The organism is Brevibacterium salitolerans (genome assembly GCF_039531405.1).
Lineage (GTDB): Bacteria > Actinomycetota > Actinomycetes > Actinomycetales > Brevibacteriaceae > Brevibacterium > Brevibacterium salitolerans.
Genome location: NZ_BAAAPZ010000002.1, coordinates 608,704 through 631,627, shown reverse-complemented (window position 1 = coordinate 631,627; position 22,924 = coordinate 608,704). Strand labels below are relative to the sequence as shown.

At 72.6% G+C, this 22,924-nt stretch carries 22 protein-coding genes; all 22 read right to left on the bottom strand.

Translation table 11 applies throughout. The annotated features are described in order from the left end of the window. Nucleotides 1-3 precede the first annotated feature (3 nt). The 22 genes from metK to alaS all read right to left on the bottom strand — a co-directional run bounded on the left by metK (nucleotide 4) and on the right by alaS (nucleotide 22,764). Entirely contained in the window at nucleotides 4-1,209 is a 1,206-nt protein-coding gene (gene metK, locus ABD240_RS03930) for a methionine adenosyltransferase (RefSeq protein WP_291795349.1), read from the bottom strand. A gap of 9 nt (nucleotides 1,210-1,218) precedes the next feature. Beyond that, nucleotides 1,219-2,481 (bottom strand): bifunctional phosphopantothenoylcysteine decarboxylase/phosphopantothenate--cysteine ligase CoaBC, encoded by a 1,263-nt coding sequence (coaBC, locus tag ABD240_RS03925; protein WP_344335316.1) that lies wholly within the window; start codon nucleotides 2,479-2,481, stop codon nucleotides 1,219-1,221. Next, nucleotides 2,478-2,861 (bottom strand): DNA-directed RNA polymerase subunit omega, encoded by a 384-nt coding sequence (gene rpoZ / locus ABD240_RS03920; protein WP_291798123.1) that lies wholly within the window; start codon nucleotides 2,859-2,861, stop codon nucleotides 2,478-2,480. The genes coaBC and rpoZ overlap by 4 nt, the downstream gene beginning before the upstream one ends. Then, on the bottom strand, nucleotides 2,858-3,433 hold the full coding sequence (gene gmk / locus ABD240_RS03915; RefSeq protein WP_291798120.1) for a guanylate kinase: 576 nt from the start codon (nucleotides 3,431-3,433) through the stop codon (nucleotides 2,858-2,860). Before gmk ends, rpoZ begins: the two co-directional genes overlap by 4 nt. A gap of 29 nt (nucleotides 3,434-3,462) precedes the next feature. Further along, nucleotides 3,463-3,780, bottom strand: a complete 318-nt coding sequence (mihF, locus tag ABD240_RS03910) for an integration host factor, actinobacterial type (protein ID WP_291798117.1) — start codon at nucleotides 3,778-3,780, stop codon at nucleotides 3,463-3,465. Nucleotides 3,781-3,835: 55 nt separating this feature from the next. Next, the gene (gene pyrF / locus ABD240_RS03905) at nucleotides 3,836-4,690 is read right to left on the bottom strand and encodes an orotidine-5'-phosphate decarboxylase (protein ID WP_344335310.1); all 855 of its coding nucleotides are present in this window, start codon (nucleotides 4,688-4,690) and stop codon (nucleotides 3,836-3,838) included. Further along, entirely contained in the window at nucleotides 4,687-7,995 is a 3,309-nt protein-coding gene (carB, locus tag ABD240_RS03900) for a carbamoyl-phosphate synthase large subunit (protein ID WP_344335308.1), read from the bottom strand. The genes pyrF and carB overlap by 4 nt, the downstream gene beginning before the upstream one ends. 22 nt (nucleotides 7,996-8,017) lie before the next feature. Then, complete coding sequence (gene carA / locus ABD240_RS03895) at nucleotides 8,018-9,193, bottom strand: glutamine-hydrolyzing carbamoyl-phosphate synthase small subunit (protein ID WP_291794137.1); 1,176 nt, start codon at nucleotides 9,191-9,193, stop codon at nucleotides 8,018-8,020. A gap of 1 nt (nucleotide 9,194) precedes the next feature. After that, a complete protein-coding gene (locus ABD240_RS03890; RefSeq protein WP_344335307.1) occupies nucleotides 9,195-9,689 on the bottom strand; it encodes a PH-like domain-containing protein in 495 nt (164 codons plus the stop codon). Beyond that, entirely contained in the window at nucleotides 9,677-10,993 is a 1,317-nt protein-coding gene (locus ABD240_RS03885; protein WP_291794133.1) for a dihydroorotase, read from the bottom strand. The genes ABD240_RS03890 and ABD240_RS03885 overlap by 13 nt, the downstream gene beginning before the upstream one ends. Beyond that, nucleotides 10,990-12,015, bottom strand: coding sequence for an aspartate carbamoyltransferase catalytic subunit (locus tag ABD240_RS03880; protein WP_291794131.1), 1,026 nt, complete (start codon nucleotides 12,013-12,015; stop codon nucleotides 10,990-10,992). The genes ABD240_RS03885 and ABD240_RS03880 overlap by 4 nt, the downstream gene beginning before the upstream one ends. 61 nt (nucleotides 12,016-12,076) lie before the next feature. Then, nucleotides 12,077-12,625, bottom strand: coding sequence for a bifunctional pyr operon transcriptional regulator/uracil phosphoribosyltransferase PyrR (gene pyrR, locus ABD240_RS03875; protein WP_344335305.1), 549 nt, complete (start codon nucleotides 12,623-12,625; stop codon nucleotides 12,077-12,079). Between the two features lie 136 nt (nucleotides 12,626-12,761). Then, nucleotides 12,762-13,160: a transcription antitermination factor NusB gene (nusB, locus tag ABD240_RS03870; RefSeq protein ID WP_291794126.1), complete on the bottom strand. Its 399-nt coding sequence runs from the start codon at nucleotides 13,158-13,160 to the stop codon at nucleotides 12,762-12,764. Beyond that, complete coding sequence (efp, locus tag ABD240_RS03865) at nucleotides 13,157-13,720, bottom strand: elongation factor P (RefSeq protein WP_291794123.1); 564 nt, start codon at nucleotides 13,718-13,720, stop codon at nucleotides 13,157-13,159. The genes nusB and efp overlap by 4 nt, the downstream gene beginning before the upstream one ends. Nucleotides 13,721-13,794: 74 nt before the next feature. Further along, nucleotides 13,795-14,913: a 3-dehydroquinate synthase gene (aroB, locus tag ABD240_RS03860; protein ID WP_291794121.1), complete on the bottom strand. Its 1,119-nt coding sequence runs from the start codon at nucleotides 14,911-14,913 to the stop codon at nucleotides 13,795-13,797. Beyond that, a complete protein-coding gene (locus ABD240_RS03855) occupies nucleotides 14,910-15,587 on the bottom strand; it encodes a shikimate kinase (RefSeq protein WP_291794119.1) in 678 nt (225 codons plus the stop codon). The genes aroB and ABD240_RS03855 overlap by 4 nt, the downstream gene beginning before the upstream one ends. A 14-nt stretch (nucleotides 15,588-15,601) precedes the next feature. Then, on the bottom strand, nucleotides 15,602-16,735 hold the full coding sequence (gene aroC / locus ABD240_RS03850; RefSeq protein WP_425546994.1) for a chorismate synthase: 1,134 nt from the start codon (nucleotides 16,733-16,735) through the stop codon (nucleotides 15,602-15,604). Next, a complete protein-coding gene (locus ABD240_RS17095; RefSeq protein ID WP_425546993.1) occupies nucleotides 16,636-17,328 on the bottom strand; it encodes an A24 family peptidase in 693 nt (230 codons plus the stop codon). Before ABD240_RS17095 ends, aroC begins: the two co-directional genes overlap by 100 nt. A 218-nt stretch (nucleotides 17,329-17,546) precedes the next feature. Continuing rightward, nucleotides 17,547-18,458 (bottom strand): shikimate dehydrogenase family protein, encoded by a 912-nt coding sequence (locus tag ABD240_RS03845; RefSeq protein ID WP_344335290.1) that lies wholly within the window; start codon nucleotides 18,456-18,458, stop codon nucleotides 17,547-17,549. After that, entirely contained in the window at nucleotides 18,451-19,623 is a 1,173-nt protein-coding gene (mltG, locus tag ABD240_RS03840; protein WP_291794110.1) for an endolytic transglycosylase MltG, read from the bottom strand. Before mltG ends, ABD240_RS03845 begins: the two co-directional genes overlap by 8 nt. Nucleotides 19,624-19,642: 19 nt before the next feature. Next, the gene (ruvX, locus tag ABD240_RS03835; RefSeq protein ID WP_291794108.1) at nucleotides 19,643-20,113 is read right to left on the bottom strand and encodes a Holliday junction resolvase RuvX; all 471 of its coding nucleotides are present in this window, start codon (nucleotides 20,111-20,113) and stop codon (nucleotides 19,643-19,645) included. Beyond that, a complete protein-coding gene (gene alaS / locus ABD240_RS03830; RefSeq protein ID WP_291794106.1) occupies nucleotides 20,110-22,764 on the bottom strand; it encodes an alanine--tRNA ligase in 2,655 nt (884 codons plus the stop codon). The genes ruvX and alaS overlap by 4 nt, the downstream gene beginning before the upstream one ends. Nucleotides 22,765-22,924 lie beyond the last annotated feature (160 nt).

Genomic DNA, 22,924 nt, shown 5'->3' with positions numbered 1-22,924 from the left:
GACTCAGGCGGCGAGCCGCGCGAGCTCCGCCGCCCGGGCGGTCGTCTCCCAGGTGAAGCCCTCGCCCGTCCGGCCGAAGTGCCCGTAGGCCGCCGTCTCCCGGTAGACCGGCCGCAGCAGCTCCAGATCGCGGATGATCGCCGCGGGACGGAGGTTGAACACCTCACGCACCGCCGCGACGATGCGTTCCGGGGCCACCGTCTCCGTGCCGAAGGTCTCGACATAGAGCCCCACGGGCTCCGCCACGCCGATCGCGTAGGCCACCTGCACCTCCGCGCGTGCCGCGAGGCCGGCGGCGACGATGCTCTTCGCCACCCACCGCATGGCGTAGGCGGCCGAGCGGTCCACCTTCGAGGGGTCCTTGCCGGAGAACGCACCGCCGCCGTGACGGGCGTAGCCGCCGTAGGTGTCGACGATGATCTTGCGTCCCGTGAGCCCCGCGTCGCCCATGGGGCCGCCGGTGATGAACGGACCGGCCGGGTTGATGAAGTGCTGGGTCCCGGAGCGGTCGAGATCGACGGTGTCGAGCACCGGGTCGATGACGTGTTCGTGCAGGGCCTCCCGCAGTCCGCCCTGGTCGTCCCTGTAGCCGAGGCCGTGCTGGGTGGAGACCACCACGGCCTCGATCGTCACGGGGGTCTCCCCGTCGTAGCCGATCGTCACCTGTGTCTTGCCGTCCGGCCGCAGGTCCGGGAGGATGCCGGCCTTGCGCACGTGGGTGAGGCGCTCCGAGAGACGGTGGGCGAGGTGGATGGGCAGCGGCATGAGGACGTCCGTGGAACTGTCCGCATAGCCGAACATGAGGCCCTGGTCGCCGGCGCCCAGGGAGGTCGTGTAGTCGCCGGTGTCCGCCCCGGTGCGCCGCTCGTAGGACAGCGTCACACCGGAGTTGATGTCGCTGGACTGCTCCCCCACGGACACGGAGACGCCGCAGGAGTGGCCGTCGAAGCCCTTCTCCGAGGAGTCGTAGCCGATGTCCGTGATGGTGCGGCGCACGATGCCCGCGATGTCCGCGTAGGCGCTCGTGTTGATCTCGCCGGCGACGTGGACCAGACCGGTGGTCACCATCGTCTCGACGGCGACCTTGGCATCCGGGTCCTGGCGGATGAGCTCGTCGAGGACGGCATCGGAGATCTGGTCGCAGATCTTGTCCGGGTGCCCTTCCGTGACGGATTCCGAGGTGAACTGGCGCAGAGGTGATGTGGTCACCGGGTCATCCTAACGATTGCGGACCGCCGCGATCGCGGCGATGACTTCTTCCGACACCTGGCGCTTGGTGCCCGCGGCCGAGGCGACGACCTCCGCCCGGCCCTGCGCAGGGCGGTAGACGGTGACCTCGTTCGAATCGGCGCCGAAGGCACGGTCGCCGGAGACGTCGTTGAACACGAGCAGGTCGCAGCCCTTGCGGAGCAGCTTCTCCTGCGCATAGACGGCGGCCGGCTTCTCCGGGCTGCCCGTCTCCGCCGCGAAGCCCACGAGCGTCTGCGCGCTGCGCGCCCGCCCCGCCTCGCGGTCCGCGACGAGGCCCGCGAGCACGTCCGGGTTCTCCACCAGGTCGAGGCCCAGGGCACCCCCGGTCTTCTTCATCTTGTGGTCCGCCGCGGCCGCGGGCCGGTAGTCGGCGACGGCGGCGGCCATGATGATCACGTCCGCGTCGGACTGACAGCCGGACATGGCGGCCTGCAGCTCCTGGGTGGTCTCGACCTCTTCCACCCGCACCCCGGCGGGAAGCGCGGACAGGACGGCCGTGTCCACGTTGGCGCTCACGAGGACCACCTCCGCACCGGCGGCGGCCGAGGCCGCCGCGAGTGCGACGCCCTGCTTGCCGGAGGAGCGGTTGCCCAGGAAGCGCACCGGGTCCAGCGGTTCGCGGGTGCCGCCTGCGGAGACGGCGACCATGAGGCCGGACAGCGGGCCGGGTGGGGCCGGGGGCTCTGCCGGCTGCGGTGCGGGAGCGTCTGCGACCGCCGCGAGTGCGGCCGCGACGATCTCCTCCGGCTCCGGCAGGCGGCCGGGCCCGGAGTCCGCGCCGGTGAGCCGGCCGGAGGCGGGCTCGATGACGGTCCAACCGCGGGAGCGCAGCACGGCCACGTTCTCCGCCGTGGCCGGGTGCTCCCACATCTGCGTGTGCATGGCGGGGGCGGCCACCACCGGGCACGTGGCGGTGAGCAGCGTCGCGGTGAGCATGTCGTCGGCCATGCCGGTGCGCGCCCGGGCCAGCAGGTCCGCCGTCGCGGGCGCGAGCACCACCAGATCGGCCTCGTGGCCCACCCGGACGTGCTCGACCTCGTCGACGCGCTCGAACACGTCGACGGAGACCGGCTGGCCGCTCAGGGCCTCCCAGGTGGGAGCGCCGACAAACCGGAGCGCGGCCCGGGTGGGGACGACCCGCACCTCGTGTCCGCGCTCCTTCAGCCCCCGCAGGACGTGCGCCGCCTTGTACGCGGCGATGCCCCCGGCGACTCCGAGGACGATCCTCACATCGAGTCGCCGGCCGCGGTGTCCGTGTCCTCCGCCGCGGGGAAGGCGTCGAGGGTCTCGCCGCCCAGCGCGTCCGCGAAGCCGTAGTCGTCGGCGAACACGGGCTCCTCCACGGGGGCGAAGTCCGCCTCGGTGGGCTCCCGCATGATGATCTTGCCCTCGTGGATCTCGCGGAAGGCGATGGAGAGGGGCTTCTCGTTGGGCTCCGGCGTCACGAGGGGGCCCACGTTCTCCAGCAGCCCCTCCTGGAGCTGGGCGTAGTAGGCGTTGATCTGGCGCGCGCGGCGCGAGCCCTCGACGACGAGCTCGTACTTCGACTCGGTGACGTCGAGCAGATCGTCGATCGGCGGGTTGGTGATTCCCTCGGGCGTACTGGTCACGGGTTCTCCCTCGTTGTCTGCGGCTGCAAGCCCATCAATTCTACTATCTCACGCGCGGCTGTGCTCACGTCGGTGTTGACGACGGTGCGGTCGAACTCGGATTCGGCCGCCAGCTCCACCTTCGCGGAGGCGAGCCTGCGCTCCTGCTCCTGGGCGGTCTCCGTGCCGCGTCCCACGAGCCGGCGGACCAGCTCCTCCCAGCTGGGCGGGGCGAGGAAGACGAACAGCGCCTCGGGCATCGCCTCCCGCACCTGCCGGGCCCCCTGCAGGTCGATCTCCAGCAGCGGGGACCCGCCCCGCGCGATCTCCTCCTCCACGGCGGCGCGCGGCGTGCCGTAGCGGTGGCGGCCGTGCACCACGGCGTACTCGAGCAGGCTCCCGGACTCGACCATCCGGTCGAACTCCTCCTCGCTGAGGAAGTGGTAGTGGACCCCGTCGACCTCACCCGGGCGCGGGGCGCGAGTGGTGGCGGAGACGGAGAACCAGACCTGGGGGTAGTGCTCGCGGATGTAGGAGCTGACGGTCCCCTTGCCCACGGCGGTGGGGCCCGCCAGTACTGTCAGTCGTGTCATTCGGCCTGTCTCTCGGGAAGCGGAAGCGCCTACGCGCCCTCGAAGTGCTCGAGGAGGCGCGCGCGCTGATGGACGCCCAGCCCCTTGATCCGCCGGGAGGCGGCGATGCCGTACTCCTCCATGAGGGCGGCGGCGCGCCGGTCCCCCACCTTCGGCATCGACCTCAGCAGGTCGTGGACCTTCATCTTCTCGAGCGCCTCGTCGCCGGACGCACGTGCGAGGACGTCCGACAGCGTGGTCTCGCCGTTCTTGAGGGCCGTCTTCACTGCGGCGCGCGCCTGCCTGGCCGCGAACGCCTTGTGCAGTGCGGCTTCCCTCTCCTGCGGGGTCAGATCCGGAAGTGCCACGGCTTCAGTCTCCTTGGTGAGGTGGTGGATGAGCGTGGAGCTGTGCGGTTGCCGCTCAGTCTACGCCCAGCGCCGCCGCCAGGTCATCCGCCGCGCGGACGATCCCCTCCCGGAGCGCGGAGTCCGAGGGGCCGAGGCCGCTGATCCCGCGCGAGCTGTTGACCGCCAGGCGGCCCTGCGCCCCGGCCTCGCCGAACAGCGCGCGGAGATCCTCCGCGCTCGCGCCCTGGGCCCCGTAGCCGGGGGTGAGGATCGGTCCGGCGAAGTCCGCCAGGCCGATCCCGAGCTCCCGTGCGGCCCCGCCCACCGTGGCCCCCACGACGAGCCCGAGGCGGGGCGCGGACGCTACGGCGTTGGCCGCCGCGGCCTCGGCGACCACCGTCCCGGCGACGGATCCGCCGTCCGCGGTGCGGGCGTGCTGGACCTGCGGACCGGACGGGTTCGAGGTGAGCGCGAGGACGAACGCCATGCCGTCGAACTCCGTCACCGCCTCGCAGACCGGAGCGAGCGAGCCGAACCCGAGGTACGGCGAGACGGTCACCGCGTCCGCCTGCAGCGGCGACTCGTGCGAGAGCCAGGCGGAGGCGTAGCCGGCCATGGTCGAGCCGATGTCCCCGCGCTTGGCGTCCGCGATGGCGAACAGGCCCGCCTCGCGAGCGGCCGCGAGGACCTCCTCGAGCACCGCGAAGCCGCGGGAGCCGAACCGCTCGTAGAGCGCGACCTGCGGCTTCACCACCCGGCACCGGCCGGAGGCGCCCACGGCCCCCAGCAGACGCAGGGAGAACTCGCGGGCGCCCGCCGGCGTGTCCGGCAGACCCCAGGAGGCGAGCTCGCCGGGGTGCGGGTCGAGGCCCACGCAGAGCGGGCTGCCGAGGAGGGCGGTCCGCAGGCGGGCGGGTGCGCCGCTCATGCGCCGCTCGCCGCCGGGGCCCAGTCCGCGTCCACGGCCCAGTCCTGCAGGGAGCGCACGTCCGCGTCCCCGCTGCGGATGGACTCGATGGCCGAGACCGCGGCCGCGAACTCCGCCACGGTCGTGAGCAGCGGCACCGCGGAGGAGGTGGCCGCGGCGCGCATCTCGTAGCCGTCGGCGCGCTCGGCGCGGCCGCCGGGCACGTTGACGACGAGGCCGAACCGGCCGGAGACGATGTCGTCGATGACGGTCCGCTCGCCGGCGGCCGCCTCGAAGTTCTTCGCCACCGTCTGCACCTCGATGCCGTAGCGCTGCAGCACCCCGGCCGTGCCGGCCGTCGCGACGATCTCGAAGCCGCGGTCGGCGAGCTGCTTGACGGGGAGCACGAGCGCCCGCTTGTCACGGTCGGCGACGGAGACGAACACCGCGCCCGTGGTCGGCAGCGCCGTGCCCGCGCCCAGCATCGCCTTCGCGAAGGCCTGCGGGAAGGTCGGGGCGATGCCCATCACCTCACCGGTGGAGCGCATCTCCGGTCCGAGCACGGAGTCGACCGCCTTGCCGTCCACGGTGCGGAAGCGGCGGAAGGGCAGCACGGCCTCCTTCACCGCGACGGGGTGGGTGAGCGGCAGGCGGGAGCCGTCGCCGGAGGCCGGCAGCAGGCTGCCGCGCAGGTCCGCGATGGAGCGGCCCGCCGCGAGCAGCGCGGCGGCCTTGGCCAGCGGCGCACCCGTCGCCTTCGAGACGAAGGGCACCGTGCGGGAGGCCCGCGGGTTGGCCTCGATGACGTAGAGCACGTCCGCGGAGACGGCGAACTGCATGTTGAGCAGGCCGCGCACGCCGGTGCCGGCGGCGATCCGCGCGGTGGCGGCCCGGACCTGCTCCAGCACCGCCTCGCCCAGCGTGAGCGGGGGCAGGATGCAGGCCGAGTCGCCGGAGTGGATGCCGGCCTCCTCGATGTGCTCCATGATGCCGCCGATGTAGACGTCCTCGCCGTCGTAGAGCGCGTCGACGTCGATCTCGATGGCGTCCTCGAGGAACCGGTCGACGAGCACCGGACGGTCCGCGGAGACCTCCGTGGCCGTCGCCATGTAGCTCAGCAGCTGCTCGCGGTCGTAGACGATCTGCATGCCGCGCCCGCCCAGGACGTAGGAGGGGCGCACGAGCACGGGGTAGCCGATCCCCTCCGCGATCTCCACGGCCTCCTCCGCGGTGATCGCGGTGCCGTGCTGCGGGGCCTGGAGGCCGGCCTCGGCGAGGACGGTGCCGAACTCCCGGCGGTCCTCGGCGAGGTCGATGGCCTCCGGCTGCGTCCCCAGCACCGGCACGCCCGCGGCCTTGAGGTCCGCGGCCAGGCCCAACGGGGTCTGCCCGCCGAGCGTGCACACGACGCCGGCGACGGGACCCGCGGCGAGCTCCGCCTGGTACACGGCGTAGACGTCCTCGAAGGTGAGCGGCTCGAAGTAGAGGCGGTCGGCCGTGTCGTAGTCCGTCGAGACCGTCTCCGGGTTGCAGTTGACCATGACGGTCTCGTAGCCGGCCTCACGCAGGGCCAGCGTCGCATGGACGCAGGAGTAGTCGAACTCGATGCCCTGGCCGATCCGGTTGGGCCCCGAGCCCAGGATGAGCACCGCCTCCCGCTCACGCGGCAAGACCTCGGTCTCCTCCTCGTAGCTCGAGTAGTGGTACGGGGTCTTCGCCTCGAACTCACCGGCGCAGGTGTCGACGGTCTTGTACACGGGGTGCAGACCGAGCGCGTGGCGCACGCCGCGGACCACGGACTCGTCGAGGTGCCGCAGGCGGGCGATCTGCGCGTCCGAGAGGCCGGTCTCCTTCGCCTCGCGCAGCAGCTCCGCCGTGAGCGCGGGGGCCGCGGCGACGGCGTCCGCGACGTCCTGCAGCTCGAGGATCTGCTCGAGGTACCAGGGGTCGATCCAGGACGCCTCGAAGACCTCCTCGACGCTCATCCCGGACGCCAGCGCGAGCCGCACCGAGTGGATGCGTTCCACCGTGGGGTGCGCCAGCGACGCACGCAGCTCCTCCCGCACACCCGGCTCGGAGAGGTCCACGCGCGCGGAGAAGTCGAACTCGCTGCCGGACTGTTCGAGCGAGCGCATCGCCTTGAGCAGTGCGGAGCCGAACGAGCGGCCCAGCGCCATGACCTCGCCCACGCTCTTCATGGTGGTGGTGAGCGTGGGGTCCGCGGCCGGGAACTTCTCGAACGCGAAGCGCGGGATCTTCACGACGACGTAGTCCAGCGCCGGCTCGAACGAGGCCGGGGTGACCTTCGTGATGTCGTTGGGGATCTCGTCGAGCGTGTAGCCCACCGCGAGCTTCGCGGCGATCTTGGCGATGGGGAAGCCGGTGGCCTTCGACGCGAGTGCGGACGAGCGCGAGACGCGCGGGTTCATCTCGATGACGACGATGCGCCCGTCGGCCGGGTTCACGGCGTACTGGATGTTGCAGCCGCCGGTCTCCACGCCCACCTCGCGGATGACGTCGATGCCGATGTCGCGCATCCGCTGGTACTCGCGGTCCGTGAGGGTGAGCGCCGGGGCCACCGTGATGGAGTCCCCGGTGTGGACGCCGACGGGGTCGAAGTTCTCGATCGAGCAGATGACCACGACGTTGTCGTTGCGGTCGCGCATGAGCTCGAGCTCGTACTCCTTCCAGCCGAGGATGGACTCCTCGAGGAGCACCTCGGTGGTGAGCGAGTCGTGGAGGCCGTCGCCGGCGATCCGGCGCAGGCCCTCCTCGTCGTAGGCCATGCCGGAGCCCAGCCCGCCCATCGTGAAGGAGGGCCGCACGACCATGGGGTAGCCGAGCTCGTCCGCGGCGGCGAGCACCTCGTCCATGGTGTGGCAGATCACCGAGCGGGCGACCTCGCCGCCCACGCGCTCGACCACGTCCTTGAACTTCTGGCGGTCCTCGCCGCGCTGGATCGCCTCGACGTCCGCGCCGATCATCTCCACGCCGTACTTCGCCAGCGTACCCGCCTCGTGGAGGGCGATGGCCGCGTTGAGGGCCGTCTGCCCGCCCAGGGTGGGCAGGACCGCGTCGGGGCGCTCCTTCGCGATGATCGACTCGATGACCTCGGGCGTGATGGGCTCGACGTAGGTCGCGTCCGCGACCTCGGGGTCGGTCATGATCGTGGCCGGGTTCGAGTTCACGAGGATGACCCGCAGGCCCTCGCGGCGGAGGACCCGGCAGGCCTGGGTCCCGGAGTAGTCGAACTCGCAGGCCTGGCCGATCACGATGGGACCGGAGCCGATGACGAGGACGGATTTCAGATCGTCTCTGATGGGCACGTGTGTACTCCTAGGGTGCGGCTCAGGCGGAAGCGGGGGCGGGCGAGGCGGCCATGAGGTCCGCGAAGCGGTCGAACAGGCTGCGCGAGTCGTGCGGACCGGCCGCGGACTCGGGGTGGAACTGGACGGAGAAGGCCGGCAGGTCGAGGCACGCCAGGCCCTCGACGACCTGGTCGTTGAGGCCGATGTGGCTCACCCGCACGCGGCCGAGGCCGCCGGCGGGCGCCTCGACGGCCTCGCCGATGGGCGCGTCGACGGCGAAGCCGTGGTTCTGGCAGGTGATCTCGACGCGGCCCGTGGCCACGTCCAGCACGGGCTGGTTGGCGCCGCGGTGGCCGAACACCAGCTTGTAGGTGCCGAAGCCGAGAGCCCGGCCCAGCAGTTGGTTCCCGAAGCAGATGCCGAAGAACGGGATCCGGGCGGCGAGCACCTCGCGCAGCACGCTCACCTGCTGCTCCGCCGTGGCGGGGTCGCCGGGGCCGTTGGAGAAGAACACCCCGTCCGGGCGCAGCGCGCGCACCTGTTCGAAGGTGAAGTCCGCGGGCACCACATGGACCTCGATGCCGCGCAGCGCGAGCTGCTCCGGGGTCGCGGACTTGATGCCGAGGTCGAAGGCGACGACGGAGAAGCGCTTCTCCCCGACCGCCTCGACGACGTAGGGCTCCTTCGTGGTGACCGCGTCCGTGAACGAGGCCCCGGCCATCTCCGGCGCGGCGGTGACGGCGGCGAGCATCTCCGCCTCGCTCAGCCCGGCGTCGTCCCCGGAGAAGATCCCGGCGCGCATGGCGCCGCGGTCCCGCAGGTGGCGGGTGAGCGCACGCGTGTCGATGCCGCACACGCCCACGATCCCCAGCCGGGACAGCCGGTCCTCGAGGCTCTCGGTGGCGCGCCAGCTGGAGACCCGGCGCGAGGGGCGGGAGAGGACGTAGCCGGCGACCCAGTAGTCGCCCGATTCGTCGTCCTCGTCGTTCACGCCCGTGTTGCCGATGTGCGGCGCGGTCTGCACCACGATCTGCCCCGCGTACGAGGGGTCCGTGAGCGTCTCCTGGTAGCCCGTCATCCCGGTGGTGAAGACAATCTCACCGAGCCGGCGGCCCTGCGCCCCGTAGGACCTGCCGCGGAACACCCGGCCGTCCTCGAGCACGAGGACCGCGGGTGAGCGGTCGAGCTGTGACTGTCTGATCTGAGGCTGGTCCATGTCAGCGCTCCTCCTGGTGCAGGCGGCGGATGGTCTCGATGAGTGCGGTGCGGTCGGCGGCCGCGCGGGTCCGGAAGCCGGTCTCCAGCCGGGTCCGACCCAGCTGCCAGCCGATCACGACGAGCCCGTCGGGCTCGACGAACTTGCCGATCATGCCCTGTCCGGTCCTCACACCGGTGAGGTCCGACCACGGGATGAGGAAGTCGCCCGTGCCGGCCCGGTCCACGACGACCCCGGCGCGCGTCGGCACGACGGTCGCGGAGGTCCGCAGGCCCAGGCGGTGGGCGGCGATGCGGTCATAGGGGTCGCCGGCGGTGGTGGTGGCGACGTACATGCCCTCGACGGGCTCGGCGAGCACCTCCGAGCCCTCCACCGCCGCGGCCGGCGCCGGCAGGGAGTGCTGCGCGCGCGCCCGCCTCCGCCAGCCCCACCACATCGCCGCGAAGACGAGGCCGGCGACGGCCAGCAGGGCGAGCGTGGGGATCAGGCGTTCCATGCAGCGGCCTCCGCATGCGGACGGGGCTCGCCCAGGGCGCCCGCTGCGAACACGCGGTGTCCGTAGAGGAAGGTGTCCGTCACCCGCGCGGACAGCGTCACGCCCGCGAACGGGTTGTTGCGGCCCTGCGTGTGGTGCGCGGCGGGATCCACGGTGTGCGGCGCGTCCAGGTCCAGCAGGACGAGGTTGGCCGGAGTGCCGGGCTCCAGCGAGCCGTGGGCGTCCAGGCCGGTGATCGCCGCGGGTGCGGTGCTCATGACCCGGGCGAGGTCCGCCGGGGAGAACTCCGTGTCCTTCATCGCCTCGAGGACGACCGCGGCCGCCGTCTCCATGCCGACCATGCCCATGGCCGCCGCCGTCCACTCCGCGCACTTGTGCTCCGCGGGGTGCGGAGCGTGGTCCGTGCCCACCACGTCGATCGTGCCGTCGAGGAGGCCGGCGCGCAGCGCGGCCACGTCCTCGTCGCGCCGCAGCGGCGGATTCACCTTGTACACCGGGTCGAAGGTGCGGACGAGTTCGTCCGTGAGCATGAGGTGGTGCGGCGTGACCTCCGCCGTCACGCGGATGCCGCGCGCCTTGGCCCAGCGGATGAGGTCGACGCTGCCGGCGGTGGAGACGTGGCAGACGTGGAGGCGCGAACCGACGTGCTCGGCGAGGAGCACGTCGCGGGCGATGATCGACTCCTCCGCGACCGCGGGCCAGCCCGGCAGGCCCAGCTCCGCGCTCACGGCACCCTCATTCATCTGCGCACCCTCGGTCAGGCGCGGCTCCTGCGCGTGCTGCGCGATGATCCCGTCGAAGGACTTCACGTACTCCAGCGCCCTGCGCATGACGAGGGGATCGGACACGCAGTGGCCGTCGTCGGAGAACATGCGCACGCCCGCGGCGGAGTCGGCCATCGCGCCGAGCTCGGCCAGCTGGGTGCCCGCGAGACCGACCGTGACCGCGCCCACCGGGCGGACCTCGGTGAAGCCGGCGGTCTGGCCGAGCCGGAAGACCTGCGACACGACGCCGGCGGTGTCTGCCACCGGCGAGGTGTTCGCCATGGCGTGCACCGCGGTGTAGCCGCCGGCTGCGGCCGACTGCGAACCGGTGAGCACCGTCTCCGCGTCCTCCCGTCCCGGCTCGCGGAGGTGCGTGTGCATGTCGACGAAGCCCGGCAGCGCGGTGAGCCCGGCCGCGTCGATCGTGACGTCCGGCGCGGTGACGGAGGCGGGATCCGCGAAGCGCCCGTCGACGAGGGCGAGGTCGCCCGTGGAGCCGTCCGGCAGCTGCGCACCCCTGATGAGTGTCGTCGCGGTCACGCTTCTCCTTCCGTGCCGCTGCCAGCGGCTGTCTGAGCGGTGGACGCCGCGGCACCGGAGCCCTGTCCGGTGAGCAGGCGGTAGAGGACGGCCATGCGCACGCTCACTCCGTTGGCGACCTGGTCGAGGACCACCGCGCGGGAGGAGTCGGCGGCCGCGGCGCTGATCTCGAAGCCGCGGTTCATGGGGCCGGGGTGCATGATCGCGCAGTCCGGCCCCAGAGCCGCCGCGCGGGCGTCCGTCATGCCCCACCGGCGGGCGTACTCCCGCGCCGTGGGGAAGAACGCGGCGTGCATGCGCTCCTGCTGGACGCGGAGCATCATGACGGCGGAGAAGTCGTGGGCGGCCAGCGCCTCGTCGAAGTCGTAGCTGACCTCGCACGGCCAGGCGCTCACGCCCACCGGCAGCAGCGTGGGCGGGGCGATGAGCACCACGCGGGCCCCCAGCGTGGTGAGGAGGTGGACGTTCGAGCGCGCCACGCGGGAGTGCAGGACGTCGCCCACGATACCCACCGTCGCACCGTCGAGTGCGCGGCCCTCCGCACCCGTCGCCGGCCCGGAGGCCGGGAGGCCGGCGAGCACGCGGCGGAGGGTGAAGGCGTCCAGCAGGGCCTGGGTCGGATGCTCGTGGGTGCCGTCCCCGGCGTTGACGACGGGCGCGTCGATCCAGCCCGCGGAGGCCAGCCGGTGGGGCGCGCCGGAGCCGCCGTGACGGATGACGACCCCGTCTGCGCCCATGGCGGACAGCGTCTGCGCGGTGTCCTGGAGGCTCTCCCCCTTGGAGACGGAGGAGCCCTTGGCGGAGAAGTTGATGACGTCCGCGGAGAGGCGCTTGGCGGCGGCCTCGAAGGAGATGCGGGTCCGGGTGGAGTCCTCGAAGAAGAGGTTGACGACGGTGAGGCCGCGCAGCACCGGCAGCTTCTTCACCTCGCGGGCGGTGGCCCGGCTCATCTCCTCTGCCACGTCGAGGAGGTCGACGGCATCGGCGCGGCTGAGGTCGGCGGTGGAGAGCAGGTGCTTCATGCCGAGGGCTCCGATCCGGCAGCGGGTGAGACGGCCCGTCGGGGCGAGAACAGGTGCGTCATCAGTCCTTCTCCCCCGCGATGATGACCGCGTCCGTGCCGTCCGTCTCCCGCAGCTGGACGCTCACGCGCTCGTCGAGCGCACTCGGCAGGTTCTTGCCCACGTGGTCCGCGCGGATGGGCAGGCGGCGGTGCCCGCGGTCCACGAGCACGGCGAGCCTCACCGCCTCCGGCCGGCCCAGCGCGGAGAGCGCGTCGAGCGCGGCGCGGACGCTGCGGCCGGAGAACAGGACGTCGTCGACGAGGACGACGGTGCGACCGTCCACCGTGGAGCCCGGGACCTCCGTCCGGCCGGCGGCCCGCAGCCGGCCGGAGCGCAGGTCGTCGCGGTGGAAGGTGATGTCGAGGCTGCCCGCGAGCGAGGCCGCGTCCGCACCGGGTTCGATCCGGGCGATGAGCGCGGCGAGGCGGGCGGCCAGCGGGACGCCCCGGGTGGGGATGCCGAGGAGCAGGAGGTCCTCGGCGCCCTTGTTCGCCTCGAGCACCTCGTGGGCGATGCGTGTGAGTGCGCGCGAGATCTCCGCCTCGTCGAGCACTGTGCGCTGTCTCATTGCGTTCCTTCCCCCGTCTCTCCGGACGGTGTACCCGCCTCTCAGGACGGTGCCAAAGGATGATCAGGCATGCTGCGCCTCGATTGTAGCGCGGACCGGGGCGCATGCTGCGCCCCGGTCCGCGGTGAGAGCCGTCTCAGTCGTCGAGTCCGGCGATCTTCGAGAGCACGCCGGCCACGAACGCGGGAGAGTCGTCCGTCGAGAACTCCTTCGCCAGGGCACGGGCCTCGCTGATCGCCACGGGAGCGTCCACGGTGTCGTTGTGGAGGATCTCCCAGGAGGCCAGCCGCAGCAGGGCGCGGTCCACACCGGGCATGCGGTCGATCTCCCATCCGCGCGAGTAGGTGCGGATGAGCTCGTCGATCTCGTCCGCGTGGGCCGCGACCCCGTCGACGATCTCGACGGCGTACTCCTTCATGGGGTACGCCGGGTCGTCCGACCGGAGCGCGACGATGTCGCCCAGGGCGATGCCCCGGGCCTCGGACTCGAAGAGCAGCTCGAGCGCCCTGCGGCGCGCACGTGTCCGGGCGCTCACTCCTTGACGCGCCCCAGGTAGTCGCCGGTCCGCGTGTCGACGCGGACCTTCACGCCCTCGTCGAGGAACAGCGGCACCTGGATCTCCAGACCGGTCTCCACCGTCGCCGGTTTGGTGCCGCCGGAGGAGCGGTCGCCCTGCAGGCCGGGCTCCGTGCGGGTGATGGTGAGCTCCACCGCCGGGGGCATCTCCACGTAGAGGGCCGCACCGTCGTGGAACGCGATCTGGACGATCTGGTTCTCGAGCAGGTAGTTCGCGGCATCCCCCACGAGCGCCTCGGACAGCGGCACCTGGTCGTAGTCGACCGTGTCCATGAACACGTAGTCCGTGCCGTCGTGGTAGAGGTACTGCATGTCGCGACGGTCCACCGTCGCGGTCTCGACCTTGGTGCCGGCGTTGAAGGTCTTGTCGATGATCTTGCCGCTGAGCACGTTCTTCAGCTTGGTCCTCACGAAGGCGGGTCCCTTGCCCGGCTTGACGTGAAGGAACTCCTGGACCTGCCAGAGCTGCCCTTCCTGGTTGAGAACCATGCCGTTCTTCAGGTCGTTCGTCGTTGCCACGTATGTGCGTCCTTCGTGTGGTAGGGGTCTGCGGGTGTCGATTCTAGCGGATGCTCACAGGGAGACCGGCCTGCTCACAGAGAGACCGGTCCGAGAGTCTGCACCGGCGAGGCCTCTGCGATCTCCTGGTAGGCGGCGAAGAGGATCCCGTCGTCCGGGATCTCCACCACGACCGGCTTCCCCACCCCGTCGAGGAGGACGAAGCGGAGGATGGTGCCCCGGGCCTTCTTGTCCCGCCGCATCGTCTCCAGCAGCTGGGGCCAGCGGTCCCCCCGGTAGCCGGTGGGCAGACCCAGCTTGGCGAGGATCTCCCGGTGCCGGTCGACGACCTCGGCGGGCAGGGAGCGCATCACCGCGGAGAGCTCCGCGGCGAACACCATGCCGGCGGCCACCGCCGCACCGTGGCGCCACTGGTAGCGCTCGTTGCGCTCGATCGCGTGCGCGAGGGTGTGCCCGTAGTTGAGCATCTCACGCCGCCCGGTCTCCCGGAAGTCCCCGGCGACGACCTCGGCCTTCACCCGCACGGCGCGTTCGATGATCTCCGCGAGCACCTCCGAGGACGGGTCCGCGACCTCCTCCCGGCTGTGCCGCTCGAGCAGGTCGAGGATCGCCGGGTCCGCGATGAAGCCGCACTTCACGGCCTCGGCGAGACCCGTGAGGAGCTCGTTCTCCGGCAGCGTGGCGAGTGTCTCCGTGTCCACGAGGACGCCCGCCGGCGCGTGGAAGGCCCCCACGAGGTTCTTGCCCTCCGCCGTGTTGATGGCGGTCTTGCCGCCCACCGCTGCGTCGATCATCCCCAGCACCGTGGTGGGGATGTTCACGTAGCGGATCCCGCGCAGCCACGTGGCCGCGACGAACCCGGCCACGTCCGTCACCGCTCCCCCGCCCACGGCGACGATCGCATCCGTGCGGGTGAAGTCGGACTTGCCGAGGATCTCCCAGCAGAACGAGGCGACCTGGACGTGCTTGGCCTCCTCCGCGTCCGGGATCTCCGCGCTGATCGACTCGTAGCCGGCCGCCGCGAGCTCCTCGCGGACCACCTCGCCGGTGGTGCGCAGGGCACGCGGGTGGATGACGAGGACGCGATGGGCGCGCGGGCCGATCAGCCCCGGCAGCTCGCCCAGCAGGCCGGTGCCGATGACCACCTCGGTGGGTGTCTCGCCGGGGATCTCCATCCGGGTGCGAACGGTCATGCCTGCCACTCTCCTTGTTCTGCGTGAGCGTGTTCCGCCGCGGCGTCTGCCTGGCCGGCGGTGTGCGAGAACCGAGCGTACTCCTCCTGCCGCTGCAGTCCGGTCAGCACGTCGACGATGCGGTTGACGACCGTGGCCGGCGGGCCGTGCGAGGCCGCGACCATCGCCGTGGAGAGCGCCTCGTAGAGCGGTGCCCGCTCCGCCACGAGCGCCCGCCAGCGCACGAGCGGGTCCTCGTCCCCGGCGAGCAGCGGCCGGGTGCCGCCGCCCAGCCGGACCGCCGCCGTCTCCTCGTCGATGGAGATGCCGATCACCTTCACCGCCGGATGCCGCAGCTGCGCGCGGGTGCCGGAGTTGAGGACGGCCCCGCCGCCCAGCGAGACCACCCCGGGAGTGTCCAGCAGGCGCCGCAGGGCGCGCCGCACCGCCGCGCGCTCGAACTCCCGGAAGCGGGCCTCACCGCGGGTGGCGAAGATCTCCGGGATGGGTCCGTGCGCGGCGACGATCTCCGCGTCCGTGTCGAAGAAGGGCAGCCCGAGGCGGAGGGCCAGCAGCCGCCCGATCGTCGACTTCCCCGCCGCCGGCGGGCCGATGAGCACGATCCGCGCCCCGGCGGCCGGCACGGGATCGAGGGGCGGAGCGGGCCGGGGCACCGGCCGCTCGTCGTGGGACATGGCGCATGCGTCCTTCATCCGACCCCGAGGCGGAGCGAGGCGAGGTACCCGTCGAGGTTCCGCCGCACCTCCGCCACGGAGTCCCCGCCGCACTTCTCCAGGAGCGCCTGCGCGATGACGAGCGCGACCATCGCCTCCGCCACCACGCCGGCGGCGGGCACGGCGCACACGTCCGAACGCTGGTGGTGGGCCGTCGCGGCCTCGCCGGTGGCGGTGTCGACGGTGCGCAGGGCGCGCGGGACGGTGGCGATGGGCTTCATTCCCGCGCGCACGCGCAGGACGGTGCCGGTGGACATGCCGCCCTCGATCCCTCCCGCGCGGTCGCTGAGCCGCCTCACCCCGCCCTCGGCCGGGACCATCTCGTCGTGGGCAGCGGAGCCGCGGCGGCGGGTGGTCTCGAAGCCGTCGCCCACCTCCACGCCCTTGATGGCCTGGATGCCCATGAGCGCCGCGGCGAGGCGGGAGTCGAGCCGGCGATCGCCGTGGACGAACGAGCCGAGCCCCGGGGGCAGGCCCCAGACGGCGACCTCGACGACGCCGCCCAGGGTGTCGCCGGACTTCTTCGCGTCGTCGACCTCTGCGACCATCCGGGCCGAGAGCTCCGGGTCGAAGCACCGGAGCGGGTCCGCGTCGAGCGCCTCCACGTCCTCCGGGCCGGGCACGGCCGCGTCCCGCGGTCCCTCGACGGGGCCGATCGCGACGGTGTGGGAGACGACGCGGATGCCGAGTTCCGCGAGGAACGCCTGCGCGACCGCGCCCAGAGCCACGCGGGTGGCGGTCTCCCGCGCCGAGGCGCGCTCGAGCACCGGCCGGGACTCCTCGAAGTCGTACTTCTGCATGCCGGCGAGGTCCGCGTGGCCGGGACGCGGGCGGGTGAGGAGGGCGCCGCGGGCGGACCCGGCGAGCTCTTCCGGGTCCACCGGGTCCGGACTCATGACGGTCTCCCACTTGGGCCACTCGGAGTTGCCGACCTCGATGGCCACGGGCCCGCCGAGGGTCTCGCCGTGGCGGATGCCGCCGAGCAGGCGGAGCTCGTCCGCCTCGAACTTCATCCGCGCGCCGCGGCCGTAGCCCAGCCGGCGGCGGGCCAGAGCGGCCGCGATCTGCTCGCGGGTGATGGGGACATGGGCGGGGAGGCCCTCGAGGATTCCGACGAGCGCCTCACCATGGGACTCGCCTGCAGTAAGCCAACGCAACATATCCACAGATGATACCGAAGGGCGAACCGCACGGGAGGCCGGGGACGCGCAGGCGAGACGGGAGCGGGAGGCCCGCCTGCGCTCAGGCGGGCACGGGGAACACGGAGACGCACAGGGGCGCGGCCCACATGCCCAGGAGCAGGTGGGGGCCGAGTGCGAACCGGGAGCTCAGCGGCTGCCGAAGCACCAGCGTGCGGATGCAGGCCTCGACCAGCCCGGTGAGGTTGGCGAGGACGAACGCCCCCCACCGCCGTGAGCGGGGAGACGAGGCCGGTCACGCAGCCCAGGCAGTAGAAGAGCTTCACGTCCCCGAGGCCGATGGCGAGCCCGCGCCCGCCGATCACGGAGAGCACGAGCAGCGCTGTCGCTCCCGCGAGGCCGGTCAGGAAGCCGCTCCAGGCCCCGGCGAGAGCGAGGCAGACGGTGAGCAGAGCTGCGAGCGGGAGGACGATGCGATCCGGGAGCCGCCGGAGCCGGACGTCGATCCAGACGAGGAACGGCGTGGCCCCGGCCGCCGCACCGAGTGCGAGGGCCAGGAGCACACCGGTGCCGTCGGTCCGCGTGCCCGCGCCGGGCCAGCACAGCGTCGCGAGGACGGCCAGCGCGATGCCTGCGGCGGCGAGGACGGCTGAGAACGGACGGCGGGCGGCGAGGAGCCGGGCCCCCGCCTCGTCCGCGAGGAGGAACGGCAGGAACCCGCTCAGCGTCAGGCACACAGCCGCTGCCGTGAGCCCGCCGGCCAGCGCCTCCACGGCTGCCTTCAGCGGCTCCGGAGCGCGGCGTCCATCGCCGCCCGCACGTCTGCGCGGGCGGCTTCCGCCCGGCCGGCGGGCAGGCCCGCCAGCGCGGCGAAGCGCACGTGCTGGGCGACCGCCTGATGCAGGAGCATGCGGCTGCCGTCGACCACGAGGGCGCCGTGCGCGCGCAGGGACTCCTGCCAGCCGCGCGCGGCCGGGGCGTATCCGGCGTCGAAGACGATGCCGGGGATCGCGGCGGGCAGCGGGTGGTCGACTCCCCCGGGGCCCATCGCTCCCGCGGGAAGCGTGGAGAGCGTGAGGGCCCGCTCGCCGGGCACCCAGTCGGGCAGGTCCCGGACGACGGCCCGGATCCCCACCGCCTCGGCCACCTCGCGGGCTGCCGCCGCCCGCGTGCGGTTCCGGACGAACAGCTGCGCGCGCGTGGCGCCCAGCTCCGCGGCCGCTGCGAGTGCGGAGCCGGCGGTCGCCCCGGCGCCGAGCACGTCGACCTCGTCCCACACGGCTGTGCGGTCACCCGCGCCGTCCGAGACCTCCGCGCCCTCGCGGATCGCCGCGACGATGCCGGCGACGTCCGTGTTGAGGATCTCGCCCATGCCTGTGTCGGGGTCGAGGAGGAGGGTGTTCGCCGCCCCCGTGGCCTCGACGGCGGCGTCCGGCACCCAGCCGCGACTGCGTGCGAGCTCCACGAGCCGGTGCTTGAGCGGCATGGTGAGGGAGAGGCCGCGGAGACCCGGCTGCGCGTCGAGCCAGCCCTCGAGCCGCTCCGCCGTCAGCTCGACGCGGCCGTAGGAGAAGTCCCGCAGTCCCAGCCGCGCCGCCGCGGCGTGATGGAGGAGCGGGGAGAGCGAGTGCGCGATGGGACTCCCCGCCACACCGAAGCTGCAGTGCGCCGCGCCCGGCTGTGCCTCACCCATCCGCGCCTCCCGTCTCCGCGGCGCTGTCCGCGGCGTCCGTGCTCTCGCCGTGGCTGCGGAGCCACTCCCGGTACTCCTCGACGTTCTTCAGGTGGTCCTCGTAGGAGGTCGCGAACTTGGTCTCGCCCGTGTCCGGGTCCACGGCGACGAAGTACTGCCAGTCCCCCTCCGCGGGATCCTGTACCGCCTCGACGGTGTCGCGGCCCGGGGAGTTGATGGGACCGGGCGGCAGCCCCTTGTGCCGGTACGTGTTGTACGGGCTGTCGCTGCCGCGCTCCTCCTCCGTGGTCGTGAGGTCCTCGCGGGCGCCGTGGATGTAGGCGACCGTCGCGTCCGACTGGATGAGCCCGTCCGTCGCGGAGTCCGGGCCGATGCGGTTGAGGAGCACCCGCGCCACCTTGCGGCGGACCTCGGGATCGCCCGGCGCCTCCACCTCGACGAGGCTGGCGAGGGTGAGGATCTCGTTCGCCTCGTCCTCGGCCAGACCCAGCTCCTCGATCTCCGCGGCGGTGCGGTCGACCATCTCCTGGACCACGTCCTCCGCCGTGGAGCCGGGCCGCACGTCGTAGGTGGCGGGGAACAGATAGCCCTCGAGGGAGGGCGCCTCGACCTCGAGTCCGTAGTCCGCCGGCGTCCTGTCCTCGAGGGCGGCGTCCACCGCCTCCAGGTCCATGCCGGACTCGACCATGCGCGCCGAGATGTCCTTGAGCTGCATGCCCTCCGGGACCTGCACCTGCGGCACCGTGTCCGGGTTCAGCATCGCCTCCACCGCGGCGGCCGCGCTCATCTGGGTCCGGAGCGCGTAGCTGCGCGCCTGGAAGGACGCCTCGCGCCGTTCCGCCTCCTTGATGAACGGACGGGAGGAGCGGATCACGTCCTCCTCGACGAGCTGATTGGCGATCTGCGTGAGCGAGGAGCCGGGCGCCACCTCCACGACGACGTCCTCCTTGCCCTCGCCCTCGTAGTCCGTGTCCCGCCCGAGCACGTCCGAGATCGCCCCGCCGGTCACGGTGACCGCCACCGCTCCCCCGCCCAGCAGCAGGACGAGTGCGGCGACGATGATCGTCACGGTCCGGCGGCGGCGACGCAGCATGCGGCGCCTGCGCGCCGTCCTCTCCGCGCGTGTGAGCCCGGCCTCGGTGCCCAGCTCGTCCATCGAATGCATGACGGGTTCCCCTCGTCGGTCAGTGCGGTGCGAGGACGTCGCCCACCGGCGCGCCGCTGCGCTTCTCCGCGTCGAGTGCGGTCTGCAGGATGACGACGGCCGCCACGGAGTCCACGATCTCCCGGCGCTGGCGCGAGCTGCGCCCGGCGGACCGGAGCATCCCGTGCGCCTGCACCGTCGTGAAGCGCTCGTCCACGAGCCGGATGTCCAGCTCGGTGCGCGCCGCGAGCGCGCGGAGGAAGGCGGCGGCCGTGTCCGCGGCCGCGCGGTCCTCACCGTCCAGGGACGTGGGCCGGCCCGCCACCAGCTCGAGCGGCGAGTGCTCCGCGATGAGAGCCGAGAGGGCGTCCAGGGCCGCGGCGTCGCCGTCGCTGCGGCGCACCGTCGTCAGGGGCGTGGCCAGGATCCCGTCGGGGTCGCAGGAGGCCACGCCCACGCGGACGCTGCCCACGTCCAGGGCGAGTCTGCGGCCCCGGCGGAAGCCGCTCATCGCCTGCCCGCTGCGGCCGCCACCGCGTCGAGGGCCGCGGAGATCTTCGAGGCGTCCTGGCCGCCGCCCTGTGCGAGGTCCGGCTTCCCGCCGCCTCCTCCGCCGAGGACGCCGCAGGCCTCCTTGACGAGGTCGCCGGCGCGCAGGCCGAGCGCCTGGGCCTCCGGGGTCACGGCCACGACGACCGAGGGCTTGCCGTTCACGCTGCCGGCGGCCGCGACGACGGCCGGTGCCTCACCCATGCGTGCACGCACGTCCGTGACGAACGTGCGGACGTCACCGGCGTCCGCGACCTGCCCCAGATCCGTCGCGGAGACCCGCACACCGTTCACCTCGCGGGCCGACTCGACCGCGCCCGCGGCCGCGGCGAGCACCCGGGCCCGGCCCAGCTCCGCGATGGTGCGCTCGGCCTCGCGCAGCCGCTCCATGAGCGAGGAGACGCGTTCTGGCACGTCCGCGCCGGGCACCTTGAGCATCTCGGACAGCGACTGGAGGACGGTGCGCTCCTTGGCGAGGCCGCGGAAGGCCTCGAGTCCCACCGCTGCCTCGATGCGGCGGGTGCCGGAGCCCACGGAGGCCTCGGAGAGCACGGAGATGGGGCCCACCTCCGCGGTGGAGCCCACGTGGGTGCCTCCGCAGAGCTCGCGGGAGAAGGGGCCGCCGATGTCCACGACCCGCACGATCTCCGGGTACTTCTCCCCGAACAGCGCCAGGGCGCCCGAGGCCTTCGCGGCCTCGAGCGGCAGGTGCTCGTAGCTCACCGCCATGTTGTCGCGCACGGCGGTGTTGGCCGCGTCCTCGATCTCCGCGCGGGCCGACGCGCTCAGGGCGTCGCCGTAGGCGTAGTCGAAGCGCATGTAGCCGGGCTGGTTGAGCGAGCCCGCCTGCACCGCGTGCGGGCCCAGGAGGCTGCGCAGGGCGGAGTGGACGAGGTGGGTGGCCGAGTGCGCCTGCGCGGCGGCGAAGCGGTGCTCGGAGTCCACCTGGGCCAGCACGTCCGCACCCGCGGCGATCTCGCCGTCGACGATCTCCACGCGATGCGCGGAGAGTCCCTTCACGGGGGACTGCACGTCGAGGACGCGGGCGGTGAAGCCATCGCCGGTGAGGAGGCCGCGATCGGCGCGCTGGCCGCCGGACTCCGCGTAGAAGGGGGTGACGTCGAGCACGAGGTCGAGCGTGTCGCCGGGCACGGCCCGCTCCACGGCCTCGCCGTCGCGCACGAGGCCGCGGACGCGCGCGTCCGAGCTCAGCGAGTCGTAGCCGATGAACTCCGTGCGCCCGCGCTCGAGGAGTGCGGAGAAGGCGCTGAGGTCCTTCGCGCTGCCCTTCTTCGCCTTCGCGTCCGCCCGCGCCCGCTCGCGCTGCTCGCTCATGAGCGTCCGGAAGCCCTCGGCGTCGACGCTCACGCCGTGTTCGGCGGCCATCTCCAGCGTGAGGTCGATGGGGAAGCCGTGCGTGTCGTGGAGGGCGAAGGCGACCTCGCCGGAGAGCGTGCCGGCCGGGCCCGCCTTCTCCACGGCCTGGGCGAGCAGCGCCGTGCCGGACTCCAGGGTCCGCAGGAAGGCCGCCTCCTCCGCGTAGGCCACGCGGGAGATGCGGTCGAAGTCCCGCTCGAGTTCCGGGTAGGAGGCCTTCATGACCTCCATCGAGACGGGGAGGAGCTCCGGGAGCACCGGCTCGCTCACGCCCAGCAGGCGCATCGCCCGCACCGCCCGGCGGAGCAGCCGGCGGAGGATGTAGTCGCGGCCCTCGTTGCCCGGGCGCACGCCGTCGCCCATGATGATGAGGCCGGCGCGCACGTGGTCGGCGACGACCCGCATGCGCACGTCGTCGTCGTGGTTCGCGCCGTAGCGCTTGCCGGACAGGCGGCTGGCGGCCTCGATGACGGGGAACACCTCGTCGATCTCGTACATGTTCTCGACGCCCTGCTTGAGGAAGGCGACGCGTTCGAGGCCCATGCCGGTGTCGATGTTCTTGGCAGGCAGCTCACCGGCGACGTCGAAGTCCGCCTTGGAGCGGACGGCGGAGAGCTCGAACTCCATGAACACGAGGTTCCAGATCTCGATGTAGCGGTCCTCGTCCGCCTCCGGTCCGCCCTCGGCGCCGTAGGCCGGGCCGCGGTCGAAGTAGATCTCGGAGCAGTAGCCGCCGGGACCGGGCTGCCCCGTGTGCCAGTAGTTGTCCTCGCTGCCGCGGAACTGAATGCGCTCGCGCGGGAGGCTCGTCTCCTTCAGCCACAGGTCCACGGTCTCCGCGTCCTCGTGGTGGACGGTCGCCCACAGCCGCTCCGGGTCGAACCCCAGACCGCCCTCCGCCTCCGGCGTGGTGAGGAAGGTCCACGCGAACCGGATGGCGCCCTCCTTGAAGTAGTCGCCGAAGGAGAAGTTGCCGTTCATCTGGAAGAACGTGCCGTGGCGGGTGGTCTTGCCGACCTCCTCGATGTCCTCCGTGCGCACGCACTTCTGCACGCTCGTCGCCCGGCTGAACGGGGCGGGCTCGCGGCCGGTGAGATAGGGGATGAACTGCACCATCCCCGCGATGTTGAAGAGAATCGACGGATCGTCACTGATGACGCTCGCGGACGGAACCACGGTGTGGCCGTTCTCCTCGAAGAACCTCAGCCAGCGCCGCCGGATCTCTGCTGTCCTCATATGCCTGTTGCCATCCTCGTCATCGGTTCGGGAAGAGAAAGTCGTCGTGGTCCGCGCACACGGGAGCGCGGACCGCCGCCTCACAGTGTAGACGACGTGGTGGGAGCACCCGCGGCGCGCAGGCGCGTGGGCAGACGACAGAACCGCCGCCCCTCCCCTC